This window comes from Ruegeria sp. K11, from assembly GCF_056531905.1.
The window spans coordinates 116,893-137,267 of sequence record NZ_JBQFMP010000007.1 but is presented as its reverse complement, the minus strand read 5'-3'; the positions used below and the strand labels follow the sequence as shown (position 1 = coordinate 137,267).

18 protein-coding genes are annotated in these 20,375 nt (G+C 56.0%); 7 read left to right on the top strand and 11 right to left on the bottom strand.

Annotation, left to right across the window (positions count from 1 at the left end):
* Positions 1–105: 105 nt before the first annotated feature.
* Complete coding sequence (locus ACR0K4_RS12910; RefSeq protein ID WP_480854298.1) at positions 106–1,341, bottom strand: lytic murein transglycosylase; 1,236 nt, start codon at positions 1,339–1,341, stop codon at positions 106–108.
* 165 nt (positions 1,342–1,506) lie between these two features.
* On the opposite strand from ACR0K4_RS12910, the gene ACR0K4_RS12905 reads away from it, so the two are divergent.
* From ACR0K4_RS12905 to ACR0K4_RS12890, 4 genes are read left to right on the top strand one after another with little or no spacing between them, the layout of a single operon-like run.
* Positions 1,507–2,469, top strand: coding sequence for a cytochrome ubiquinol oxidase subunit II (locus ACR0K4_RS12905; RefSeq protein ID WP_480854297.1), 963 nt, complete (start codon positions 1,507–1,509; stop codon positions 2,467–2,469).
* The gene (locus tag ACR0K4_RS12900; RefSeq protein ID WP_480854296.1) at positions 2,466–4,553 is read left to right on the top strand and encodes a cbb3-type cytochrome c oxidase subunit I; all 2,088 of its coding nucleotides are present in this window, start codon (positions 2,466–2,468) and stop codon (positions 4,551–4,553) included. The genes ACR0K4_RS12905 and ACR0K4_RS12900 overlap by 4 nt, the downstream gene beginning before the upstream one ends.
* Positions 4,550–5,182: a cytochrome c oxidase subunit 3 gene (locus ACR0K4_RS12895; protein WP_480518853.1), complete on the top strand. Its 633-nt coding sequence runs from the start codon at positions 4,550–4,552 to the stop codon at positions 5,180–5,182. The genes ACR0K4_RS12900 and ACR0K4_RS12895 overlap by 4 nt, the downstream gene beginning before the upstream one ends.
* On the top strand, positions 5,175–5,501 hold the full coding sequence (locus tag ACR0K4_RS12890; RefSeq protein ID WP_480518851.1) for a cytochrome o ubiquinol oxidase subunit IV: 327 nt from the start codon (positions 5,175–5,177) through the stop codon (positions 5,499–5,501). Before ACR0K4_RS12895 ends, ACR0K4_RS12890 begins: the two co-directional genes overlap by 8 nt.
* Here ACR0K4_RS12890 and crcB read toward each other — a convergent pair.
* A complete protein-coding gene (gene crcB, locus ACR0K4_RS12885; RefSeq protein WP_480518849.1) occupies positions 5,494–5,862 on the bottom strand; it encodes a fluoride efflux transporter CrcB in 369 nt (122 codons plus the stop codon). The genes ACR0K4_RS12890 and crcB overlap by 8 nt on opposite strands.
* Entirely contained in the window at positions 5,859–6,260 is a 402-nt protein-coding gene (locus ACR0K4_RS12880; protein WP_480854295.1) for a fluoride efflux transporter FluC, read from the bottom strand. The genes crcB and ACR0K4_RS12880 overlap by 4 nt, the downstream gene beginning before the upstream one ends.
* A 215-nt stretch (positions 6,261–6,475) precedes the next feature.
* Between ACR0K4_RS12880 and ACR0K4_RS12875 the strand changes: the two genes are divergently transcribed.
* The gene (locus tag ACR0K4_RS12875) at positions 6,476–8,056 is read left to right on the top strand and encodes an FMN-binding glutamate synthase family protein (protein WP_480854294.1); all 1,581 of its coding nucleotides are present in this window, start codon (positions 6,476–6,478) and stop codon (positions 8,054–8,056) included.
* A 9-nt stretch (positions 8,057–8,065) separates the two neighbouring features.
* On the opposite strand, the gene ACR0K4_RS12870 is transcribed toward ACR0K4_RS12875, so the two are convergent.
* From ACR0K4_RS12870 to ACR0K4_RS12855, 4 genes are read right to left on the bottom strand one after another with little or no spacing between them, the layout of a single operon-like run.
* Entirely contained in the window at positions 8,066–8,722 is a 657-nt protein-coding gene (locus ACR0K4_RS12870; RefSeq protein ID WP_480518843.1) for an ABC-type transport auxiliary lipoprotein family protein, read from the bottom strand.
* Positions 8,719–10,035 (bottom strand): MlaD family protein, encoded by a 1,317-nt coding sequence (locus tag ACR0K4_RS12865; RefSeq protein WP_480518842.1) that lies wholly within the window; start codon positions 10,033–10,035, stop codon positions 8,719–8,721. The genes ACR0K4_RS12870 and ACR0K4_RS12865 overlap by 4 nt, the downstream gene beginning before the upstream one ends.
* Before the next feature lie 5 nt (positions 10,036–10,040).
* Positions 10,041–10,856, bottom strand: a complete 816-nt coding sequence (locus ACR0K4_RS12860; protein WP_480854293.1) for an ABC transporter ATP-binding protein — start codon at positions 10,854–10,856, stop codon at positions 10,041–10,043.
* 1 nt (position 10,857) lies between these two features.
* The gene (locus ACR0K4_RS12855; RefSeq protein WP_480854391.1) at positions 10,858–11,982 is read right to left on the bottom strand and encodes an MlaE family lipid ABC transporter permease subunit; all 1,125 of its coding nucleotides are present in this window, start codon (positions 11,980–11,982) and stop codon (positions 10,858–10,860) included.
* A gap of 188 nt (positions 11,983–12,170) precedes the next feature.
* Between ACR0K4_RS12855 and ACR0K4_RS12850 the strand changes: the two genes are divergently transcribed.
* Both ACR0K4_RS12850 and ACR0K4_RS12845 read left to right on the top strand, forming a co-directional pair.
* The gene (locus ACR0K4_RS12850) at positions 12,171–14,072 is read left to right on the top strand and encodes a PAS-domain containing protein (protein ID WP_480854292.1); all 1,902 of its coding nucleotides are present in this window, start codon (positions 12,171–12,173) and stop codon (positions 14,070–14,072) included.
* A complete protein-coding gene (locus ACR0K4_RS12845) occupies positions 14,072–14,773 on the top strand; it encodes a response regulator transcription factor (protein WP_480518836.1) in 702 nt (233 codons plus the stop codon). The genes ACR0K4_RS12850 and ACR0K4_RS12845 overlap by 1 nt, the downstream gene beginning before the upstream one ends.
* A gap of 21 nt (positions 14,774–14,794) precedes the next feature.
* Here ACR0K4_RS12845 and ACR0K4_RS12840 read toward each other — a convergent pair whose 3' ends face one another.
* From ACR0K4_RS12840 to ACR0K4_RS12825, 4 genes are read right to left on the bottom strand one after another with little or no spacing between them, the layout of a single operon-like run.
* A complete protein-coding gene (locus tag ACR0K4_RS12840; RefSeq protein ID WP_480854291.1) occupies positions 14,795–16,105 on the bottom strand; it encodes an HlyD family type I secretion periplasmic adaptor subunit in 1,311 nt (436 codons plus the stop codon).
* Positions 16,089–18,221, bottom strand: a complete 2,133-nt coding sequence (locus ACR0K4_RS12835) for a type I secretion system permease/ATPase (RefSeq protein ID WP_480854289.1) — start codon at positions 18,219–18,221, stop codon at positions 16,089–16,091. Before ACR0K4_RS12835 ends, ACR0K4_RS12840 begins: the two co-directional genes overlap by 17 nt.
* Entirely contained in the window at positions 18,218–19,561 is a 1,344-nt protein-coding gene (locus tag ACR0K4_RS12830) for a TolC family protein (RefSeq protein WP_480854287.1), read from the bottom strand. The genes ACR0K4_RS12835 and ACR0K4_RS12830 overlap by 4 nt, the downstream gene beginning before the upstream one ends.
* Positions 19,548–20,363, bottom strand: a complete 816-nt coding sequence (locus ACR0K4_RS12825) for a SapC family protein (RefSeq protein WP_480854286.1) — start codon at positions 20,361–20,363, stop codon at positions 19,548–19,550. Before ACR0K4_RS12825 ends, ACR0K4_RS12830 begins: the two co-directional genes overlap by 14 nt.
* Positions 20,364–20,375: the final 12 nt, after the last annotated feature.

Genomic DNA, 20,375 nt, shown 5'->3' with positions numbered 1-20,375 from the left:
AACAGGGTTCAGGCGTGAAACTTTATTTTGAAACACGTCAATGCCATGACGTTTTCGTGAAGGCATTACCTTAAGAAATTCGAATGTGATGGGCCCGTGAGCGAATCAATCCGTTATCAGAGTCGTCAGTTTGGCCGAGGGAAAACAGGTTGGATCATGACCAGCACCCTCTTGCCAACGCCCAATCGAGCGTCGGGTCCTATAACCCGGTAGCCCATCCACACCGCCGACATCATGGCCCTGATCAACCAACACTTGCTGCAATTTCGCAATATCGGATCGGTAGAGCGTATCGACTTTGCCCCAGCGGGTCCGAAACGAGCCGACTCCGAACTGAATGCGATCCCCGACATGGCCCACGAACAAGGCGTAAAGGTCACTGGTGTTGTAATCCTTCAGGACATAGAAATTTGGCGTCACGACAAAGGCAGGGCCATTCCGCCCGGCGGGCATCATCAGATAGGCCTCGCCAGAAATCTCATGCGCGGGAAAAGGGCGACCCGAAACGCGGGTTATTCCCATATCCATCCAGTCGCGGATTGGACGTCCTTGATCCGGGCCCTCCAGCGCACAGGACACGGAGGCGGGCACCGTCACTTCGAACCCCCAGTCACGACCACTGATCCAACCATGTTGTGCCAGATAATGACCGATTGAGGCCAGAGTGTCCGCTTCAGAGCGCCAGATGTCGGCTTTGCCGTCGCCATCTCCATCGACCGCATAGGACAAAAAGCTGGAAGGCATGAATTGCGGTTGACCCAAAGCACCGGCCCAACTGCTTTTCATCTCGCGTTCGGGTGCATGTCCGGCTTCGGCAATCTGCAGTGCGGCGATCAGCTCAGCGGTGAAGTACTCAGCGCGAGTGCTCATAAACCCTTTGGTGCCCAGAACCCGAAACACATCATGGCGGATGGGCACCCGGCCATAGCCACTCTCGCGGCCCCAGATCGCCAAAAGAATACGCCCCGGCACACCGGTCCGCGCCTCAACCCGAGCCAGCGTGTCCGCATGCCGTCTTGCCATTTTCCGCCCGACCGAGGTCGCGCCTTGAACGGAACCAGCGCTAAAGTAGCGAGCTGGCGCGCCGAACTCGGCTTGGCGCTGGGGTTGGGGTGCATTTTTTGGGGCGCCCGGCGGAACCAAATCAGGCAAGTCCCAGTTCAGAGTCACGCCCGAGAACGCCTGTTGCATCGTCTGGCGCGACACGCCGCGTTCACGGGCCTGAGGCCAAACGGTCTCGTGCAACCATGTTTTGAACTGCCGCTCGACAGCAGCGCGATCCTGCGCCGACAGTGCAGAGGCAAGTGAAACGAGACAGAGGATCATGCAAAGCAGGCGCATCGTATATACACCATCCTTTGATACGACAGGTTGTCAACTGTGCCCGAGGTTAATGCGCGACGCTTGACGTTATCTGTTACATCCCGACCTTTCAAAAAGCCTTGAGAATTCATGGGACTCTGCCAATAGTTGTTCCGAACCCATTGCATCAAAGGACAGGCAGGCGTGAAAGAAAATCGAAACCTTTCTGTGTTTCTGCTGTGTTTTCAGACGCTTTTCTGTGTTCTTGCCTTGGCCTCGCCCGCGGGCGCCAGCGACAGCTTCCTGGACCCGCAAGGCCCGATTGCCGCGGTTCAAAAGACCCATCTTATGCGGGCAACCGTGCTGATCCTGATCGCGGTCGTTCCGGTTCTGGTATTGGTGCCTCTTATCGTCCAGAGGTATCGCCGACGTCCCGACAGCATGGCACAGTATCGCCCCAAATGGGATTTTTCGGCCAAGCTGGAGGTTTTGATGTGGGGCGTGCCGGTTGTCATTGTCGCGATCCTTTCGGTCTACCTTTGGAAAGCAACGCACCGGCTTGACCCCTATGCCGCGACTTTCGGAGAAGAGCCCGCATTGCGGGTTCAGGTGGTGGGGCTCGATTGGAAATGGCTTTTCATCTACCCCGATCTGGGAATCGCCACGGTCGGAGAGTTGGGCATCCCGATCAAACAACAGGTTGCAATGACCCTGACCACTGACACGGTCATGCAGTCTTTCCTTATTCCGGCGCTGGCAGGTCAGATCTACGCCATGCCGGGCATGACCACGCAATTACATCTGGTCGCGGATACCCCCAAAACCATGCAAGGTAAGAACACGCAATATAACGGCCGAGGCTTTACCAAACAGAATTTTCTGACCCAGGCCATGCAAGCAGCAGATTTCAACGCCTGGGTCGACAGTGTCCGGCTGAACGGTATCCCGCTAACCAAAGAGACCTACCAGACACTGGCCATGCGAACAGATCGTGACGAGGTACAGGCGGCTTTGGGAACCGCTCAAATGCCGCTAAGAGCCCTTTATTTTACTTTGGAAGAAGCGGATATATTCCAAACGATCCTTCACAGATATCATAGCGGGCAACCTCTTCCTGCAGATCAACAGCCCGGAACAACATCCTTCGGGCAGGAGGCCACGCAATGACCTCTGCCGATGGTTTTTTTGGGCGGCTCAGCTGGGACGCGCTGCCGATCGCCGGTTTGATTCAGAATCCCGGCGCAAATGAGATTGTTGCCAATGCCGCTGCTGCCGTTGTGGTGATCGGCGCAATTGCGGTTATTGGCCTGCTCAGCTGGTTCCGCCTGTGGGGACCACTCTGGCGGGATTGGCTGACAAGCGCGGATCACAAGAAGATCGGCATCATGTATATCGTCTTTGCCATCGTTATGCTGGCCCGCGGCGTGCTGGAAGGTGTGGTCATGCGGGCGCAGCAGGCGATGGGACCGGGCGACGGCTTTCTGGAACCCGAACATTTCGCTGAATTGTTCAGCACGCACGGCACGATCATGGTGTTTTTTGTGGCAGTGCCCTTTGTCTTTGGGGTCGCGAACTACCTTGTTCCACTTATGATCGGCGCGCGTGACGTGGCATTCCCGGTGATGAACCAGATCAGCCTGGGGCTGACAGTGTCTGCCGGAATGATGCTGATGGTTTCGCTGGTGGTCGGGGAATTCTCAACCGGCGGGTGGACCGCTTATCCCCCTTACACCGGCGCTGCGTTTAACCCAGGGGTTGGGCCGGACTACTGGATATGGGCCATCGTCGTTTCGGGTGTTGGAACCACGCTGACGGGCATCAACTTCGCAGTCACGATCTACAAATTGCGCGCGCCGGGGATGAAGTTCATGCGGTTGCCGATGTATTGCTGGACGATTATCTGCAGTTCGATCCTGATTGTTTTTGCAATGCCACCTTTGGGTGTCGCGGCGTTGTTGCTGGCAGCCGACAGGTATCTGGATTTCCATTTCTTCACCAATGACCTTGGCGGCAACATGATGAACTATGCCAACCTGTTCTGGCTGTTCGGCCACCCCGAGGTCTATCTGCTGGTGCTTCCCGCCTATGGCATCTATTCCGAGGTGTTTGCGACATTCTCAGCCAAACGCCTTTATGGCTATAATTCTCTGGTCATCGCGACCATGTCGATTGCGGTTCTGTCGTTTACAGTCTGGCTGCACCACTTCTTCACGATGGGACAAAGCGCGCTGATCAATGCCGTGTTTGGTATTGCAACAATGCTGATTGCTATCCCAACCGGTGTGAAAATCTATGACTGGATGGCAACATTGTATCGTGGACGCATCCGGCTTTCGGTGCCAATGCTCTATAGCCTTGCGTTCCTGATGCTGTTTGTCATTGGCGGGCTCAGCGGTGTTATTTTGGCCAACCCGACCGTGGATTATCAGGTTCACAACACTCTGTTCCTCGTGGCGCATTTCCACAACGCGTTGCTTCCGGGTGTTCTGTTCGGGCTGCTGGCCGCGTATAATTACTGGTTCCCCAAAGCCTTTGGCTTCCGCCTGAACGAATATTGGGGCCGAGTTTCCGTAGTTTGCTGGACGTTTGGTTTCCTGCTCACATTCATGCCTTTGTATTTTGTTGGCCTGATGGGAATGCCGCGTCGTTCGTTCAGCTATAGCGACCCATCCTTCCAACCTTTCATGATTGTGGCCATCATCGGAGCGATCATCATCACCTGCGGGCTGTTCTCGGTGCTGATCCAACTTTGGATCAGTATCCGCGACCGCGATCAAAGTCGCGTGCCGGTTGGGGATCCCTGGGATGGAAGAACGCTTGAATGGTCAATTCCGGCTCCGCCACCGCCTTATAATTTTGCAATTATCCCGACAGTGTCCGACCGGGACGATTTCGCGGCGGCCAAAGAGAACGGGGCCGCCTATCCCACGCCGGATTCTTATGAAGACATCGAAATGCCGCGCAACACGGGCATTGGCTTCATCCTGTGTGTTCTCAGCGGGATATGGATGTTCGCGCTGGTCTGGTGGATTTGGTGGCTTGCCGCTGCGGTGACGATGTTGATCATTCTCGCTGTCATTGTCTGGAGCTTTGACACCAGTACCGAACTGATCATTCCCGCAGAAGAAGTGCGCCGGGATCACGAAGCGTGGCTGGCGCTGGTTCATAGCACAACCGCCATCGACCGCGATCATGAGGCATCCTCCGAGAATCGCGGTCTCGCCCGTCCTGACATGGAGGCCGTCACATGAGACGCGCGCCAGAGCATAGTTACCCGGGCCTCAATCTGGGTGAAGATCACGCCAGTGCCGACAAAGCGTCCGAAGTAGTGACATTTGGCTTTTGGGTCTTTCTGATGGGTGATCTGGTCTATTTCGGTCTGATGTTTGGTATCTACATCACGATGATCGATGCGCAGGCCGGCGGCCCCGGCCCGCATGAATTGTTTGATCTGAAAAGCATCTTTGCCCAGACCTTGATCCTTTTGACCAGCAGCCTGACCGTCGGATTGGCGATGCTGGCGCTAAAGTACAATCTGCCGCGTCCTCGTATCGTCCTTTGGTTCGGCGTTACTCTGGCCCTTGGACTATGTTTTCTTGCGCTTGAAGTTCGGGATTTCATGAACATGGCAGCCCTCGGCGGGGTTCCACAGCGAAGCGGTTTCCTGTCGGCGTTTTATGGCTTGGTCCCACTGCACGGGTTGCATGTGGCAATCGGGTGCCTTTGGCTGATCGTACTCGGTATCCAGTTGCGGGTCATGGGGATGACCGATCTGGTAAAGTCCCGGGTCGTCCGTCTGGCCTTGTTCTGGCATTTCCTGGACCTGATCTGGATCGGCATCATCACCATCGTGTATTTCGGAGGGCTCACCTATGGATAGACGCGTCGACCTACACAAACGCGAGCGTCGCCGATATGTCATTGGCTACGGCGGTTCCCTGTTGCTTACCTTCGCGGTGTTTTTGATTGCGTATGTTTTCGGGATTGAAACCAAGGGCGTTTATCTGACCATCGGTCTGTTGGGATTGGCGCAGCTATTGGTACAGTTGGTCTATTTCCTGCATATCGACCGCCGCCGCAGCAGCCGAGAGGACCTGGACTTGATCCTGTTTTCGACCCTGGTTTTGCTGATTATCATCGGGGGGACGGTCTGGATTTTAGGTAACCTGGCTTTGCGGATGCACATGCACGTCATGTGAACGCCAGCAGGCGCACGCCTAGCCACAGCGAAAACCAGCACAAAACAAGGCTGATCAGGATGTTTCCGGCAGCCATAGCGATGGATCGGTCGCGGTTAAGCTGCAACGACTGATAGGCAAAGCTGGAAAAGGTTGTGAACCCGCCGCAAAACCCGAAGACAAGCCGCTTTTCCTCTTCTCCCATCTCGACCGGCCCGCCCAGATATCCGATCCAAAGCCCCAGCAGAAAACTGCCCACGACATTCACAATCAGCGTTGAAAGGGGCAGATCATGAGTCACACGCATGGAAAGCCAGTGCCGTGCGACAGCTCCCAGTCCGCCTCCCAACCCGAACATCGCGTGCAGATACAAGTCCGTCATTGACCGGCTCTCCGGTGCCGTTTTCCGATGGTTTCGCCCAAAATCGCCGCTCCCAGACCGATAGCGATTTCGGCGGCAATGGCGATCAGGACGTAAAGACCACTGGTCTCCCAAAGGCGGGCAAGCTCGGCCACGAAAGAGGAAAAGGTCGACAGGCCGCCGCAAAACCCAACCGCTCCGAGATGCAGCACATGTGCATGAACCTTGTGGCGAATTGCATAGAGCCAGCCAAGGACAAAGCACGCCACGATATTGATGCCAAAGGTCCCGGTCAGAAACGGAGCACCGGAAAGGCTGCCGGAAAACGCCTCGCGCAGCAGCGATCCCGCCGCGCCACCCACAAAAACAGCGACATACATGAGGATCCGTTCCCCCTGAGGAATGTCGGATTTGGCCACCGTCTTTGATCCTGCCTTCCCTGCGTTTGGCCCGGCTTATCCTTTGCGCCAGTGCGGATCAACCAAGCCGCGCTGGCGTCCTGTATCTCACATTCTCGTCGGATCGCCGCAGTTGCCGGGCAAACGCTTGCAATCAAATGTCAATCTGTCCAACCATAGGCGCAACTGAGGGGCAAGGTGCCCAGCTACAAATCCGATCCGTCAGGGAGATCGCAATGATTGTTCGCAGGGTGTATTTTGCAGTGGCATTTCTGGCGCTGCCGGTCACGATTTTGCTGGGGCTGCTCTGGGCGCCTGCTTTATGGCTGCTGGTGCTGATTGTGCCCTATACGGTCATCGGGGCGTATGATTTGTTGACAACACGGCACAACGTTCTGAACAATTATCCGGTGTTGGGTCATTTCCGCTATATGCTGGAATTTGTCAGCCCCGAAATCCGACAGTACTTCGTCGAAACCAACGAAAGCGGCCGGCCCTACAATCGGATTGTGCGTGGCCTTGTTTATCAACGCGCCAAAGGACAACTGGATACGCAGGCCTTTGGGACGCAATATGATATCACGGAAACCGGCTACCACCGTGCCAATCACTCACTTGCGCCCAAACATGTGGATGAGACAGAAGAGCGGATTATGCTGGGCGGGCCGCAATGCGAAAAGCCCTATCACGCGTCGCGTTTGAATGTCTCGGCCATGAGTTTCGGAGCTCTGAGTGCCAACGCTATTCGTGCCTTGAACGGAGGCGCAAAGGATGGCGGATTCGCACATAACACCGGCGAAGGGGGTCTGTCCCACCACCATCTTGCGGAAGGCGGAGATATAATCTGGCAAATTGGCACGGGATATTTTGGGTGCCGTACGGCTGACGGCGGCTTCGACAAGGACAAGTTTGCGGAAAAAGCACGCAAAGATGTTGTGAAGGCCATCGAGATCAAATTGTCCCAGGGCGCGAAACCCTCTCATGGCGGTGTATTACCCGCCGCCAAGGTCGACGAAGAAATCGCGGAAATCCGAGGGGTTCCGCTGCATCAGGATGTGATTTCTCCGCCCACGCATTCTGCCTTTGATGGACCCACAGGCCTGATGGAATTCGTTCAACACCTCAGAGAAATGTCCGGCGGCAAGCCCGTCGGGTTTAAACTGTGCATCGGCCGCAGGTCCGAGTTCATGGCGATCTGCAAGGCGATGCTGGATACAGGCATTCAACCCGATTTCATAACGGTCGACGGGTCGGAAGGGGGAACCGGGGCCGCGCCGGTCGAGTTCACCAACCGATTGGGTATGCCGCTGAATGAAGCGTTGGTTTTTGTGGATAACTGCCTGCGCGGAATCGGTTTGCGCGACGACATCAAGGTCATCTGTTCGGGCAAGGTTGCCACGGGTTTCGACATGATCGAGAAATTTGCGCTTGGCGCGGATATGTGCAATGCCGCGCGGGCGATGATGTTTGCCATCGGCTGCATTCAGGCGCTGCATTGCAATACGAACCGGTGCCCTTCGGGCGTGGCAACGCAAGACCCGATCCGCGGACGCGCTGTCAACGTCCCGCAAAAACGCCAGCGCGTTCATCGGTATCACGACGCCACATTGGAAAGCTTCCGCGAAATTCTGGGGGCGATGGGTAAAGCGAAGGTCTCGGACCTGCATCCGTCAGACATTCTGCGACGCACAGCAGATGAGCACGAAGAAACCTATGCTGATCTTTATGAAATTCTGGAAGACCGGGTATTGTTGGGCGAGGATATCCCGCCAGCCTTTGCACAGGACTGGAATACCGCCTCGGCCAGCCATTTCTGATCGGGGCGGTCAGCGTGAGATTGTATTTGGGTTGTTAGATGCGTGTGTGTGGATTTTACGGATGCTCCATTCCACCGCATCCCGCATCGTGCGCCCCAATGCAAGGTCGAAAGCCTCAACAAGATCAGGTGTCTGTCCGCTTGCAGAATTCACATTCTCCTGAAACGAGCTTGAGGCGATGATCTTGTCCTCAAACTCGTCAATGATTTTGATGTTCAGGCGCACTTCGACGCGCACGGCCTGCGAACCATCTTCGTTATTGGTGACAATGGCCTGAAACTCGCGCAGGTCAGGGGCGATGACGTAATCGGCCCGCAGCCCAACTGTGGAGCGTCCCACGGCGGCCACTCTGTTCGAGTTTTCGTAGCTTTCGACCATCAGTGTCTGGACAATCAACGGAGCACGATCCACCCACCGGGCGCGCGGCAGGTATTGCACCTGCAGGGCGCTGGGTTGAATCGCAATCTGATCGGTGTTGACGGCGGCCGTTGCGGTAGGTTCTTCGACGACGATTTGCCGTTTCACCTGCGGCAGCGAGGAGGAAAAGGTGCTTTTGGGCGTCAGCAGGTACAAATCGTTGGGCTTTGAAGCCTGTCTGAGCGTTCCCAACCCTGTGCAGCCACCCAGTGCCGCCGCGACTAAAACAAATATGGCGGGCCTGATCATTGACGAAACTCCGATGCTTGGGTGCCTAACAGAAAGCGGGCAGGATCACGTTCGACCTTATCCACCAACCGGTCCAGGCTGATGACCAGACGCTGAGATTCTTCGATGAACCGGGTAAACTGAGGCAATCCGACACGCAGGAAATCCGAGACCTGCCTGCGGTTCTCTTGCACGATATTATCAATGGTTCCCAACAGATTGGAAGCCGATTGCGAGGCGCTCAGGATATCGGCGGATATCGCATCGATCCGGTCTGTTACCGTGGTGACCGTCGTCGCCACCTGATTGGCCGCGTTGCGGATATCGGCCACGACCGCCGCGACATCTTCGTCCAGCACGCGGTTGGCTGTATCAAACGTCTTTTGTGCAGATTTCAGCGTTGCATCTGCCGAACTCATGGCCGTATCGATTGATCCCAGAGTGCCATTTGCGTTGGCGAAGGTTTCAGTAATGGTTGCCAACGACACTCGACCTTCTTCTGACAGGACAATCAGATTGTCCGCCAATGCCGATCCCCGTTCAATAAACGGACGAATATCCTGCGCAATGACGTCTTTCGCTGTGACCAGCGTATCATTCGCGGTTTCCAAAGCAGCCTTCGCGCTGCCCACAGCATCTTTGATGCTGTTCAGCGTGTCGGTTCCCGTTGTTAGAGTTGTTTCTGCGGTATCGGCCAACTGATCCAGACGATTGGTAAAATCGCCAATTTGCCGCGCGGCACTTCCCAGATCAGATGACAGCGATTCAAAGTCCGACAAGGTCTTGTCCAGACGTCCCGAAGCCGAGGCCAGATTACCCAGAATTTCAGTTACCGAGTCCCGGTTCTTCTCATCGACGACCTTGCTGACATCCTCGATCAGCGAAATGGCGTTTTCCAGAAGCAATGGCGCGCCCTCGAACAAGGACTGAATCGCGCTGCGCTTGCTTTGTATCAAACTGTTGTTCGGCAATCGCTCGGCCGTGGGCGAGCCGCCAGACAACTCAACATAGGCAACACCTGTCACACCCAATGACTGAAGTTGCGCGATCGTGTCTTTTGAAACCGGAATGTCAGCATCCACTTCCAGCCGCACCCTGACTTTTGAAGGGTCTTCTTCATCCAGTTCCAGCGAAATCACCTGACCGACCGGCAAACCGTTGTAGCTGACGCCACCTGCCGCCGACAGGCCCGAGACGTTTTCGAACAGCACCTCGTAGTAAGCGTATTGCCGCGACACCTCGAACTTGGCGAGCCACAGGAAAAAACCGAACGCGCCCAGGATACCTGCAAGAGTAAACGCGCCGATCAGGATATAATTTGCCCGGGTTTCCATCGCCTCTACCTGTTCTGCCCCTTCACTTGTGCCGCTCGGGCGCGGGGACCGGTGAAATATTCCTGTACCCACGGATGATCAACGTCGGTCATTTCTTCTATCGGACCTTCAACCAAGACGTGTTTCTCCGCAAGCACCGCGATGCGGTTGCATATCGCGTAAAGACTATCCAGATCATGGGTAACCATGAAAACCGTGAGCCCCAGCGCCTGCTGCAACTCGCCAATCAGGTCATCATATGCCGCGGCCCCGATCGGGTCCAAGCCGGCCGTCGGTTCATCCAAAAACACGATCTCGGGGTCCAGCGCGAGTGCCCGGGCCAAGGCCGCCCGTTTTCGCATGCCACCAGACAGCTCCGAGGGAAACTTGCCGCAGCTGAGTTGTGGCAAACCGACAAGGCTGATCTTCAATCCACCCAGGGCTTTCATGAGGCTTTCGCTGATGCCGGTATGCTCCCGCATCGGCGCGATGACGTTCTGCATTACGGTGAGCGAAGAAAACAGCGCGCCATCCTGAAAGGCGACTCCCCAGCTTTTTTCGATCCGTTGACGTTCCGCCTCCGGCCCGTTCAGAACGTCAACGCCAAGCACCTCGATATCGCCTGCGGTGGGACGGTTTAAGCCTACAATCGTGCGCAAAAGAACGGATTTCCCGGTGCCTGATCCGCCAACCACACCCAGAACTTCACCGCGCCAGACATCCAGGTTCAGATCCTTGTGCACGACCTGATCGCCGAATTGGTTGGTCAGGTTGCGCACCCGTATTACCGCCTGCCTCTGAGTGTCAGTCTGTGTGGCATCCTGAAGCACGGTTCCGTCCATCTCAGACACCCAACATCGAGAAGAAGATCGAAAACAGCGCGTCCAGCGCAATGACCATGAAAATAGACTGCACGACCGAAGCTGTCGTGCGTTGCCCCACGCTTTCCGATGATCCCTTGACCTGCATGGCCTGCCAACAGGCAATCACGCCAATTACCAATGCAAAGAATGGGGCCTTGATCATCCCGATTGCCAGTTGCCAGACACCTGTGTTCTCCTTCAAACGGGTCATGAACATGCCGGGGCTGACGCCCAGGTCGATCCAGCTCATCAATGCACCGCCAACCAGACCTGCGATATTGGCCACAAAGCCAAGGATCGGCAATGTGATCAGCAACGCGACGACGCGCGGGATGACCAGAACCTCGATCGGGTCCAGACCGAGGGATCGCATGGCGTCGATCTCCTCCTGAACTTTCATCGACCCGATTGAGGCTGTAAATGCTGACCCTGACCGCCCTGCAACGATGATGGCGGTCAGCAGGATACCCAATTCGCGTAGAACCGAGATCGAGATCAATTCGACCACAAAAATCTCGGCCCCGAACTGCCTGAGCTGCGTCGCCCCCTGGAAGGCAAGAACAACGCCGATCAGGAAGCCCATAAGGCCGACAATAGGCAGTGCCTTGAAACCTGTCTGCTCCATCTGGGACACCAAGGCGGCACGGCGCAGACGCCATGGTTTGAAAATCGTACGGACAAGCCGGTGCAGAGTCAGCCCAAGAAATTCCAGCATGGACAACGTGTCCTGCCAGCCTCCGACGGTGCGTTCCCCCAAGCGGCCCAGCCAGTTCACGAACCCACGCGGAGGTTCGGTTACGCCAACCTCTTTCGGAATGCTGCGGGTCACCGTGTCCAGCAAGGACGCATGAGCAGGTTTCAGCCCTTCGATTTTGACGGATGCGCCATTGATGCTCAGCCGGTTGGACAGATCGGCAATCAGCCAGGCGCCGCCGGTGTCCATCTTCTGCAGGCCGGACATATCCAGCACCACATCCGCGCCACCGGGTTTGATAGCGCGAAACCCCTTTTCAACAAATTCAAGCGATTGGGTTACCAACTCACCGGCAATCCGGATGCAAACCCCTGCTGCATCAGTATCGGTGGTTATCGTTGGCTGCGTCATAGCGGTATGTGAAGGAAAATCGCGTTCACCTGCAACGGGTTTGTTTGCCATCTTCAGATTTTCATTGGCCAAATTGCGGCCACGCTACAGATACCGCCAGGTCGCGGCCGCCCTGTGCTGGGGCCCCTTGGCAGCGCGAACCCTCTACACGACCGCCAAATCCGGTGCTAGGACTATATCGTCGGAGGATGGAAGTGGACATTAGCGAACAGCGCATCAAGGCAATGACCAGCGCCGGGCTGAACCTGATCGGTCAGGCTTTGTCCATTTACGACAGTCAGTTACGGCTGGTCTTGTGCAATCTGCGGTTTCAGGAGATGTTCGACCTGCCTGATGAACTGGTTCAGCCGGGGTCGCTATTCAGTGACACCATCCGCTTTCTGGCCGCTCGCGGAGAATACGGGACTGCAGACAACCTTGAAACGCTTGTTGAACAGCGGGTCGAGCAAGCTCGCGCGTTTGAACCCCATTACATGGAACGTGAACGCCCCAACGGTCAGGTCATCTCGGTCGAGGGTGCCCCGTTGCCAACCGGCGGCTGGGTTGCGGTTTATACCGATATCACCCGAACACGCCGGATCGAGACTTTGCTGCGGGCCCGATCAGAAGAGCTGTCAGATCAGGTATTAAGCCATTCCGAGGAATTGTCGGCCACCAACCGCAAACTTGCCGCCACGATCACAACGCTGGAAGAGGCCAAGCGCCAGTTGACCGAAATCGAAGCGCGAACACGCCTGACCACCGAAATGATGCCGGCTCATATCGCCCATCTGGATGCCGACAGATACTATGATTATTCCAACCGACGTCTGAATTCTGTCATGCCCGGGCGGCCTTCGGACATTCTGGGGCTGCATATGTCCGAAGCGCTTGGATCGGCGGCCTATGAGCGCGTGAAGCCGCATTTGGAACAGGCCTATTCCGGCAATCCGTCTGTATTCGAATTCACCGAGGATCACGATTCACGCAGGTTGCGGGTGTCTTTCACTCCGGACGGGGAAGGGGGCGTGTATGTTATGTCCGTGGACATCACCGAAGAAACGCAGGCCCGCGTGGCATTGCAGCAAACCCGGCGCCGCGCGATGGCAGCCCAGATGACCAGCGGGTTGGCACATGACTTTTCTAATTTGCTGACCATCATCCTGGGCATGCAGGCGCGTCTGGCCAAGATGGCACTGCCAGAGGAGGCAGCGAAACTGATCTCGGCAACCCAGCAAACCGCGCGCAGGGGCGGGCAATTGCTGAATCGCATTGCTGATATGACCGGCAGCCGGACGCCTCAACCGCGGTCCACGGATATGCGCGAACTTTTAGAGGATTTGCGCACGCTCGCGTCCCCGTCTTTGCCGCGCGGTATGGGGCTGTCGGTTGTGAACACCTTGCCGGATCGCGCGCTGATGCTGGACCCTGGTATGCTTCAAGACGCGCTGTTGAATTTGGTCCTGAATGCGCGGGATGCCTGTGGTGTATCCGGACAGATCACCATCAGCGCCCATGCCATCGGGACGATCTGGATCGAAATTACCGTTTCAGATACCGGGCCAGGATTTTCGTCTGATGCGCTCGACCAAGCGCTGAACCCGTTTTTTACCACGAAAGGCAGTGACGGGTCAGGGTTGGGGCTGCCAATGGTCTACGATACCGTGAAACTTGCGGGCGGTGACCTGAACCTGCGCAATACGCCGTCCGGTGCATCGGTTGTCTTGCGATTGCCATATCGTCCTGCACCGCCAGCGCAATCCGGACTTGTATTGCTAGTCGAAGATAATGACGATCTGCGCGGGCAATTCCGCGAAACCCTGATCGACCTCGGTTACGCCGTTATCGAGGCGACCTCTGCCGATGAGGCACTGAACCTGATCAACGATATTCAGGATATCGAACTGGTCCTGTCGGATATTCGACTGGAGGGTGCAGGAACGGGTCTCGACATCGCAGAACGACTTGGTCCGGGTTTGTCTTGCATTCTTATGACTTCACTGCCGCCAACCGACCCGTTGCACCGAAAGGCGCTGGCACTGGCCCCCGTGTTGCAAAAACCGTTCAACCATGCGCAATTGGCGGCGCTGATCAGTTGCGAGGCTGCATGATGAACCAGCCATTGGTCACCATACTTGACGATGAGCCTGAAATTCGCCGGATTCTAACGGATACCCTTGAGGACGCAGGATTTCGGACCCAGAGCTTTTCGCGCGCGCGGGAGTTTGAAGCTTCATTGAAGCGGGTCACGCCGGATGTTTGCCTGGTGGATTTATCACTGCCCGATACGGACGGGCTGGCACTGGTGCATCGTTTGGCGCTTGAGCAAGGGGCCTCGGTCATCATTATTTCCGGGCGCGCTCAGGTGCAAGACCGCGTCACTGGTCTTGAGCTTGGTGCGGATGACTATATTACCAAACCTTTTGACCCTGCCGAGGTGGTCGCCCGCATTCGGGCCCGTCTGCGGTCGACCCGACCAGCGATACAAAACTCTGAAGTTGCAGAATTCAACGGATGGACCGCCCATTTCGACCGGTATGTTCTGATTGATGCAAAGGGAATAAATACACCGTTCAGCCACGCCGAAGGTGAAGTGTTGCGCCTGTTTCTTGACAGCCCCAAGCGTTTGATCAGCCGGGCACGCATGCAAGAGATGCTCGGCGGTGGCGCCGGAGACAGTTTTGATCGTGCCATGGATGTCCGGATCTCCCGACTCCGCACCAAGCTTGGCGAAGATCCCAAAAATCCGCGCCTTATCAAAACGATATATGGGGCTGGGTACATCTTCCTTGGTGATGTGAACTGGCGTTGACAGCACATTGGTGGCGATAAATCACTCTCGCAAAGCACGGTCTTTGACCTTATTCACAGGCTGAATCAAATAGGCCCAAACCGTTTGACGACCAGACAAAATGTCCACTTCTGCGACCATTCCGGGTATGATGTCCACCGCGACACCGTCCGCATCCAGAAGTGTATTTGACGTCTTTATTTCCACCACAAACACCTCCTCTTCATTGCGCTCTGATCGTGAAATCGTATCGGCACCTATGCGGGTGATCTCACCGTCCAGACTGCCGTATCTGGAAAAGTCATATGCCGTGATCTTGACCTTGACCGGCTGACCTGCATGCAAAAAGGCAATATCCTTCGGGCGGACATAGGCTTCGACCAGCAACGTGTCGTCAAGAGGAACAATTTCAATCAGTTCTTCTCCACCTCGCGCCAATCCTCCAAGCGTTGAGCGGTGGACCCGGTTCACGATTCCTCGAACCGGCGCGCGAATTTGCGCCCGAGCTGCGCGGTCCCGCAATGCGGGCAATGTCGGTTGCAATGTGGCAATCTCCGCCGTCACCAATGCCAGATCGGTCAAAGCCGCGCTTCGAAACCGGCTGCGAACAGCATCCTTGCGATCCTCGATTTCCTCCAGACCGGTTTCAAGCCTACGGACAACAGCTTCGGCTCTGACTTTTCGACCCTGCCACTCGGCCTCGCTGCGGCGGAGCGCCAGCAAGGTGGTTGCAGGCTCCATGCGTTGCTTCACCAAAGGGGCCATCATCGCGCGTTCCTCGGCCAGAACTTTTAGTGTTTCGACGGCAGTTACTTTGTCCACCAATCCTTCTTCATATTCCTGTTGCCTTTGCAGTCTCTGCCTGTCGAAAATCGCGATTTCGGCATCCAGTTCCGCGCGCCTTCCCTGGTAAAGTGCAGTTTCGGACCGAACCACATCCGGCGCATGAAGCAAAAGATCGGGTTCGAAATCCAACGGTTGACCGTCAATTTCGGCACTCAACCGTTGAGCACGCGCGCGCAGCCCAAATGCACGTTGCTGCTCCTGACCCAACTCACTGTCGATTTGGGCTGAATCCAGTTCCATCAGCAACGCACCTGCCGCCACAACCTCGCCTTCGCGCACATGCAAACCCTGGATCACACCCGATTCCGTTGCTTCGATGATCTGGATATCGCGTGACGGGACAATTCGACCGTCCACGCGTACGACCTTGTCCAATTCAGTGAATTTCGCCCAAATGACTGCCGAAACAAGGCACCCAATTATCACGACAAGCAGCAACGACGCCCTTAGTGGCGAGCGACCTCGCATCTCTCGTGCCAGACTGTCGAGATCAGGATGCCGCGACATTCAGGTGCCTCCCCGGTTTGCGAATATGTTGTGTGAGGATACTCTTGGGCCCGTCTGCACCAACTTTGCCATCTTCGATGACGATTATTCTGTCTACCAACTCCAGCAGGCTGGTGCGGTGCGTCACAACTACCATCGTTGTTCCGACTGAAGCCGCCTTTAGCCGCGCGATGATCTCAGCCTCGTTTTTGACATCCATGGCGCTTGTCGGTTCATCCAGCAAAAGAACCGGCGGTTTGCCGATGAGTGCCCGCGCCAGTGCAATCGCCTGCTGCTGCCCCCCGGAAAGACCTTCGCCGCGTTCGGCCAATTGCATGTCGTACCCGCTGGGATGGCGGGAAACAAAATCCTCAACACCCGATATTTGACCCGCCCGTATCAGGTCCTCATCCCGAGGCCGGACAGCACCACTGTTGATATTCTGCCGGATCGAGCCGCTGAACAGCCAAATATCCTGCAAAACCGTACCTATGTTGCGCCGCAAATCGCGTGGATCGATCTGTCGGATGTCGAGCCCATCCATCATCACCGACCCGACCCGCGGTTGATACAATCCGAGCATGAGGCGAGCGATTGTGCTTTTCCCGGATCCTATCTGCCCAAGGATCGCAACTTTTTCTCCGGGCTCTATCGTAAAGCTCAGCCCTTTCAACGCATCTTCTGACTGATCTGGATAGCGAAAATGCACATTGTTGAACGAAATGCAGCCATTCAGGTGCGTACGCTTGATCCAGTTGCGCCCACTCGGGCGTTCACTTTCGGCTTGCATTAATCGGTTTAGACTTCGGTAGGCGCTGCGCGCCTGATTGGTTCGGGTCAGAGTTTGGGACAATTGCCCCAACGGTGCCAAGGCTCGGCCCGTCAGCATGACTGCTGCAACCAGCGCGCCCATACTGGTCTCACCATTGGAAATCAGAAAAACCCCATAGAACACCACGAGAACTTGCGTGGTTTGCTGGGTAAATCCCGTGAAATTCAAGGCGAATTGCGATATTGCGCGACTGCGGCGACCATGTGACGAATGCCGATCCATCGCATCGCTCCAGCGATTTCGCATCTGCGCGCCTGCCGCAGTGGTTTTGATTGTCTCCAGACCTGTTACGGTTTCCACAAGCACAGACTGTTTGGATATCCCATCCTGCATGCTTTGTTCCGCCAGTTTTGACAGCATGGGTTGGATCGCAAGACCTGCCAAAAAAACGACAGGCACTGCAAGCGCCGGAATCCAAGCCAGAGGCCCGCCAATCAGGTAGATGGCACAGATGAATATCGCGATGAATGGTAAATCAACGACGGCAACCAATGTGGCCGAGGTAAAGAACTCCCGTAGCGTTTCGAACTCTCGCACTGTGCTGGCCGTTGCCCCGGCTGACCCGACCCGCGATTTCAATCTAATATTCAAGAGCTGATCAAAGACGCGACGACCGACGAATAGATCTGCATTGCGACCGGCCCGATCGATGAACCCCGCCCTGAGAAGCTTCAGTACAAAATCAAAGATCAGAGCCAAGCCCACGCCGATAGTCAACGCAGCAAGGGACTCGGTCGCCTCGTTTGGAAGGACGCGATCATACACGATCATGATAAAGACTGAAGTGGACAATCCCAGCAGGTTAGCCAACGCGGCAGCTAAGACAATCTGGACATATGACCACCGGTTTGCGGCAAGTGCTGACCACAGCCAATGGCCACCGATATCAGACGCTGTCGGATCTACATTCGCGCACACCTCTCGTCGAAAGAGAATTGCATGTCCGGCATATTCCTTTTCCAACTTGCTTTCCGGCACTTCTCCGATCCCGTCGCCAAGCGACGGGTCGAAGATCCGCACATGGCCCTTGGGGGAACGCCCATGGTATACAACGGCCCGATCACCGTCGAGAAGTAGGATTGCCGGGGTAAGCGTTGCGTCAAAGGTCTTTAACTTACGTGCGCCAAATGCGGTCAGCATGTTCTTGCGACGGGCAACCATGACAACATCCGGTATTGTCAAATTGTTGGCGTCCCCTGATTGTGCGTCGTAAATGTCGGCCAAACTCATCTGCCGCCCCAAAGTCTCGGCAACATTCAGCAAACACCTTTCCAACGCGGTCAGTGGCAAGGCGGCATCCATCATCGCGAACCCTCCCATGTGTTCAGAGAGAGGTCGAACAGGTCCAGGATATCCCCGGTTAGTGCAAGGGCTGCGTAATTGGTCAAAAAGAATTCTTGCTCAGCCAGAATTAGAACCTCCTGCGCGTTTACATAGTCGCGCTGAGTGTCAAGGATTTCGATGAGGCTCCGACGTCCGATCGAAAACTGAGCACGCGCGGCAGAAACGCTTTCGGCGTTGGCCTGAACCGCAAGACGCGCTTGTTGCAGGCGGTCTGCACCCGCCTTCTGGTCGGATCGAATAAAACCAAGTTCTCGTCGAATTTCCCGAACCAGCGCGTCCCGGTCTGCTGTTGCTTGCTGGACCCGGGCACTGGCAGCAGCGATGGATGCTCGGCGTTGTCCCGTGCTGTCCAATTCGTAGTTCACGACCAAATCGACCCCAAAATCTGAGTCGTCGAAATCCTCCTGAACCGCAAAAGCGGATGCGCGAACCTCGGGCTTTCTGCGCGCTTGGGCCGCCGCATATTCGGCGCGGGCCGCTACCAATGCGGCGTCGGCCCGTCTGACTTGCGGGCTATCCAAAACGATCTGCATATCGCTGCGTTGCAATGCCGGCGCGGCGATCACCGCTGACAATGCGTCAGGTCGTAGTCCAAAAACCTCCTGATAACGGGCCTCAGACCGATCCAGGCGCGCTTGGGCATCCGCGAGCCGTGTTCTGGCATCCGCCGTCCTTGACCGGGCAGTCAGCGCATCTGCGTTCGACCCGGCCCCGCTGGCCACACGGTCGAAAATCTGGGTTTGCAATTCAACATGTTCAGCCACGTTGCGCCGGGCCACTTCCAACAGAGCCCTTTGATCCAGAACCACCTTGTACGCCTCGACAGCGGCCATGGTCGTCGCCGAAACAGACTGTAGTTGACTGCCGCGGCTTTCGAAAACGCGCGCGCGCGCCGCTGCCAGATCGCCAGAGGCAACGCCACCATCATACACCAGCTGAGATACGCGCAGATAGGGCGACACTTCGCCAAAGTTCGTGCGCGCCGGTTCGCTTCGGGTATTTAACCCGAGAGAAACCTGTGGCAGGAACGCCCCTCTCGCCACGTCTTGATCCGCCTGCGCGATTTGCATTTGTGTTTTCGATTGGGCCAGCGCCGGGTTATTCCGAACGGCCGCTTGCACGCGCTTTCCAAAATTGCTGCGGGTCAGAGCACTTGAAGGTTGAATGGCCTTTGAGCCCAAGGTTCCACTTTCAAACGAGACCTCGACAGGAAGCAAGTCTGGTGTCTTGGTACAGGCGATTAGGCCAAGGCCTGACATCAGCAACGCAACGAATGGCTTAAAGGGTTCACAAGCACGCATGAAGACCCCCACTTGGCTGAACGGTTGCGTCCACGTCTTCCGCCATAGCGGTCAGGAAACTGCTCAACTTTTTCTTATGTCTCTTCGCAATTTTTGCTCCGCCTGTTTGTAGCTGATAAAGCCACGCAAAATGCGCGCACGAGACTTGATGTGCATGGATCAAGCGCAATGCGCCATTGGCGGCCAATGTTGTCAATTGACTCGTGCTGAGGGTTTGGAAGCGCGCCTTTTTCACTTGAAACGAGCTCGGGATGGCAGGCCAAGGATCGTCTGACGCCATCGGCTCAAGCAGATCCATATCAGCCATGACCTCGCAAAGTTCTCTTGTTTGCGCCAGCGCAGCCGATCGCGCTTTGATAAATGTACAAACTTCCTGTAGTTTTTGATCCAATCGACCTGTTTCGTCAAAAAAACGAAATCCTCCAGGGCCGTCACTGACCAACCCGGATGCCTCGTTTACCAGTAACGAAAAGTGTCCGTCTGGCTCCCTTTTAACTTCCGGCGATGGAACGTAGCAGAACGGAAAACACCTGAACTCGGATGGGACATAACCTGCCCGCCAGCTGCCATCGGTCCCGACAAACGGATTTTCTTGTTCTGTAAACAGACTGAATACAGCGACTGGTTGGATGCCTTCGGCATCTTGGAAAACAATCGGAAAAGCTGCTGCTGTTCGCTGGACCTCGGTTGCAACAACAGTGCACCGTGTAACATGTCGTGCAAAGTCGTACGAAGTGAATGGATGCCAAAACTTGTGTTCGTGGCGGTCGCGACTGACGGGGAATAGGCCCTTCTGTGCCATCTGATAAACCTT

Coding starts and splice junctions, on each gene's coding strand:
- ACR0K4_RS12910 (WP_480854298.1), bottom strand. CDS start 1,341: ATGCGCCTGCTTTGCATGATCCTCTGTCTCGTTTCACTTGCCTCTGCA.
- ACR0K4_RS12900 (WP_480854296.1), top strand. CDS start 2,466: ATGACCTCTGCCGATGGTTTTTTTGGGCGGCTCAGCTGGGACGCGCTG.
- ACR0K4_RS12895 (WP_480518853.1), top strand. CDS start 4,550: ATGAGACGCGCGCCAGAGCATAGTTACCCGGGCCTCAATCTGGGTGAA.
- ACR0K4_RS12890 (WP_480518851.1), top strand. CDS start 5,175: ATGGATAGACGCGTCGACCTACACAAACGCGAGCGTCGCCGATATGTC.
- crcB (WP_480518849.1), bottom strand. CDS start 5,862: ATGACGGACTTGTATCTGCACGCGATGTTCGGGTTGGGAGGCGGACTG.
- ACR0K4_RS12875 (WP_480854294.1), top strand. CDS start 6,476: ATGATTGTTCGCAGGGTGTATTTTGCAGTGGCATTTCTGGCGCTGCCG.
- ACR0K4_RS12870 (WP_480518843.1), bottom strand. CDS start 8,722: ATGATCAGGCCCGCCATATTTGTTTTAGTCGCGGCGGCACTGGGTGGC.
- ACR0K4_RS12865 (WP_480518842.1), bottom strand. CDS start 10,035: ATGGAAACCCGGGCAAATTATATCCTGATCGGCGCGTTTACTCTTGCA.
- ACR0K4_RS12860 (WP_480854293.1), bottom strand. CDS start 10,856: ATGGACGGAACCGTGCTTCAGGATGCCACACAGACTGACACTCAGAGG.
- ACR0K4_RS12855 (WP_480854391.1), bottom strand. CDS start 11,982: ATGACGCAGCCAACGATAACCACCGATACTGATGCAGCAGGGGTTTGC.
- ACR0K4_RS12850 (WP_480854292.1), top strand. CDS start 12,171: ATGGAAGTGGACATTAGCGAACAGCGCATCAAGGCAATGACCAGCGCC.
- ACR0K4_RS12845 (WP_480518836.1), top strand. CDS start 14,072: ATGAACCAGCCATTGGTCACCATACTTGACGATGAGCCTGAAATTCGC.
- ACR0K4_RS12840 (WP_480854291.1), bottom strand. CDS start 16,105: ATGTCGCGGCATCCTGATCTCGACAGTCTGGCACGAGAGATGCGAGGT.
- ACR0K4_RS12835 (WP_480854289.1), bottom strand. CDS start 18,221: ATGATGGATGCCGCCTTGCCACTGACCGCGTTGGAAAGGTGTTTGCTG.
- ACR0K4_RS12830 (WP_480854287.1), bottom strand. CDS start 19,561: ATGCGTGCTTGTGAACCCTTTAAGCCATTCGTTGCGTTGCTGATGTCA.
- ACR0K4_RS12825 (WP_480854286.1), bottom strand. CDS start 20,363: ATGGCACAGAAGGGCCTATTCCCCGTCAGTCGCGACCGCCACGAACAC.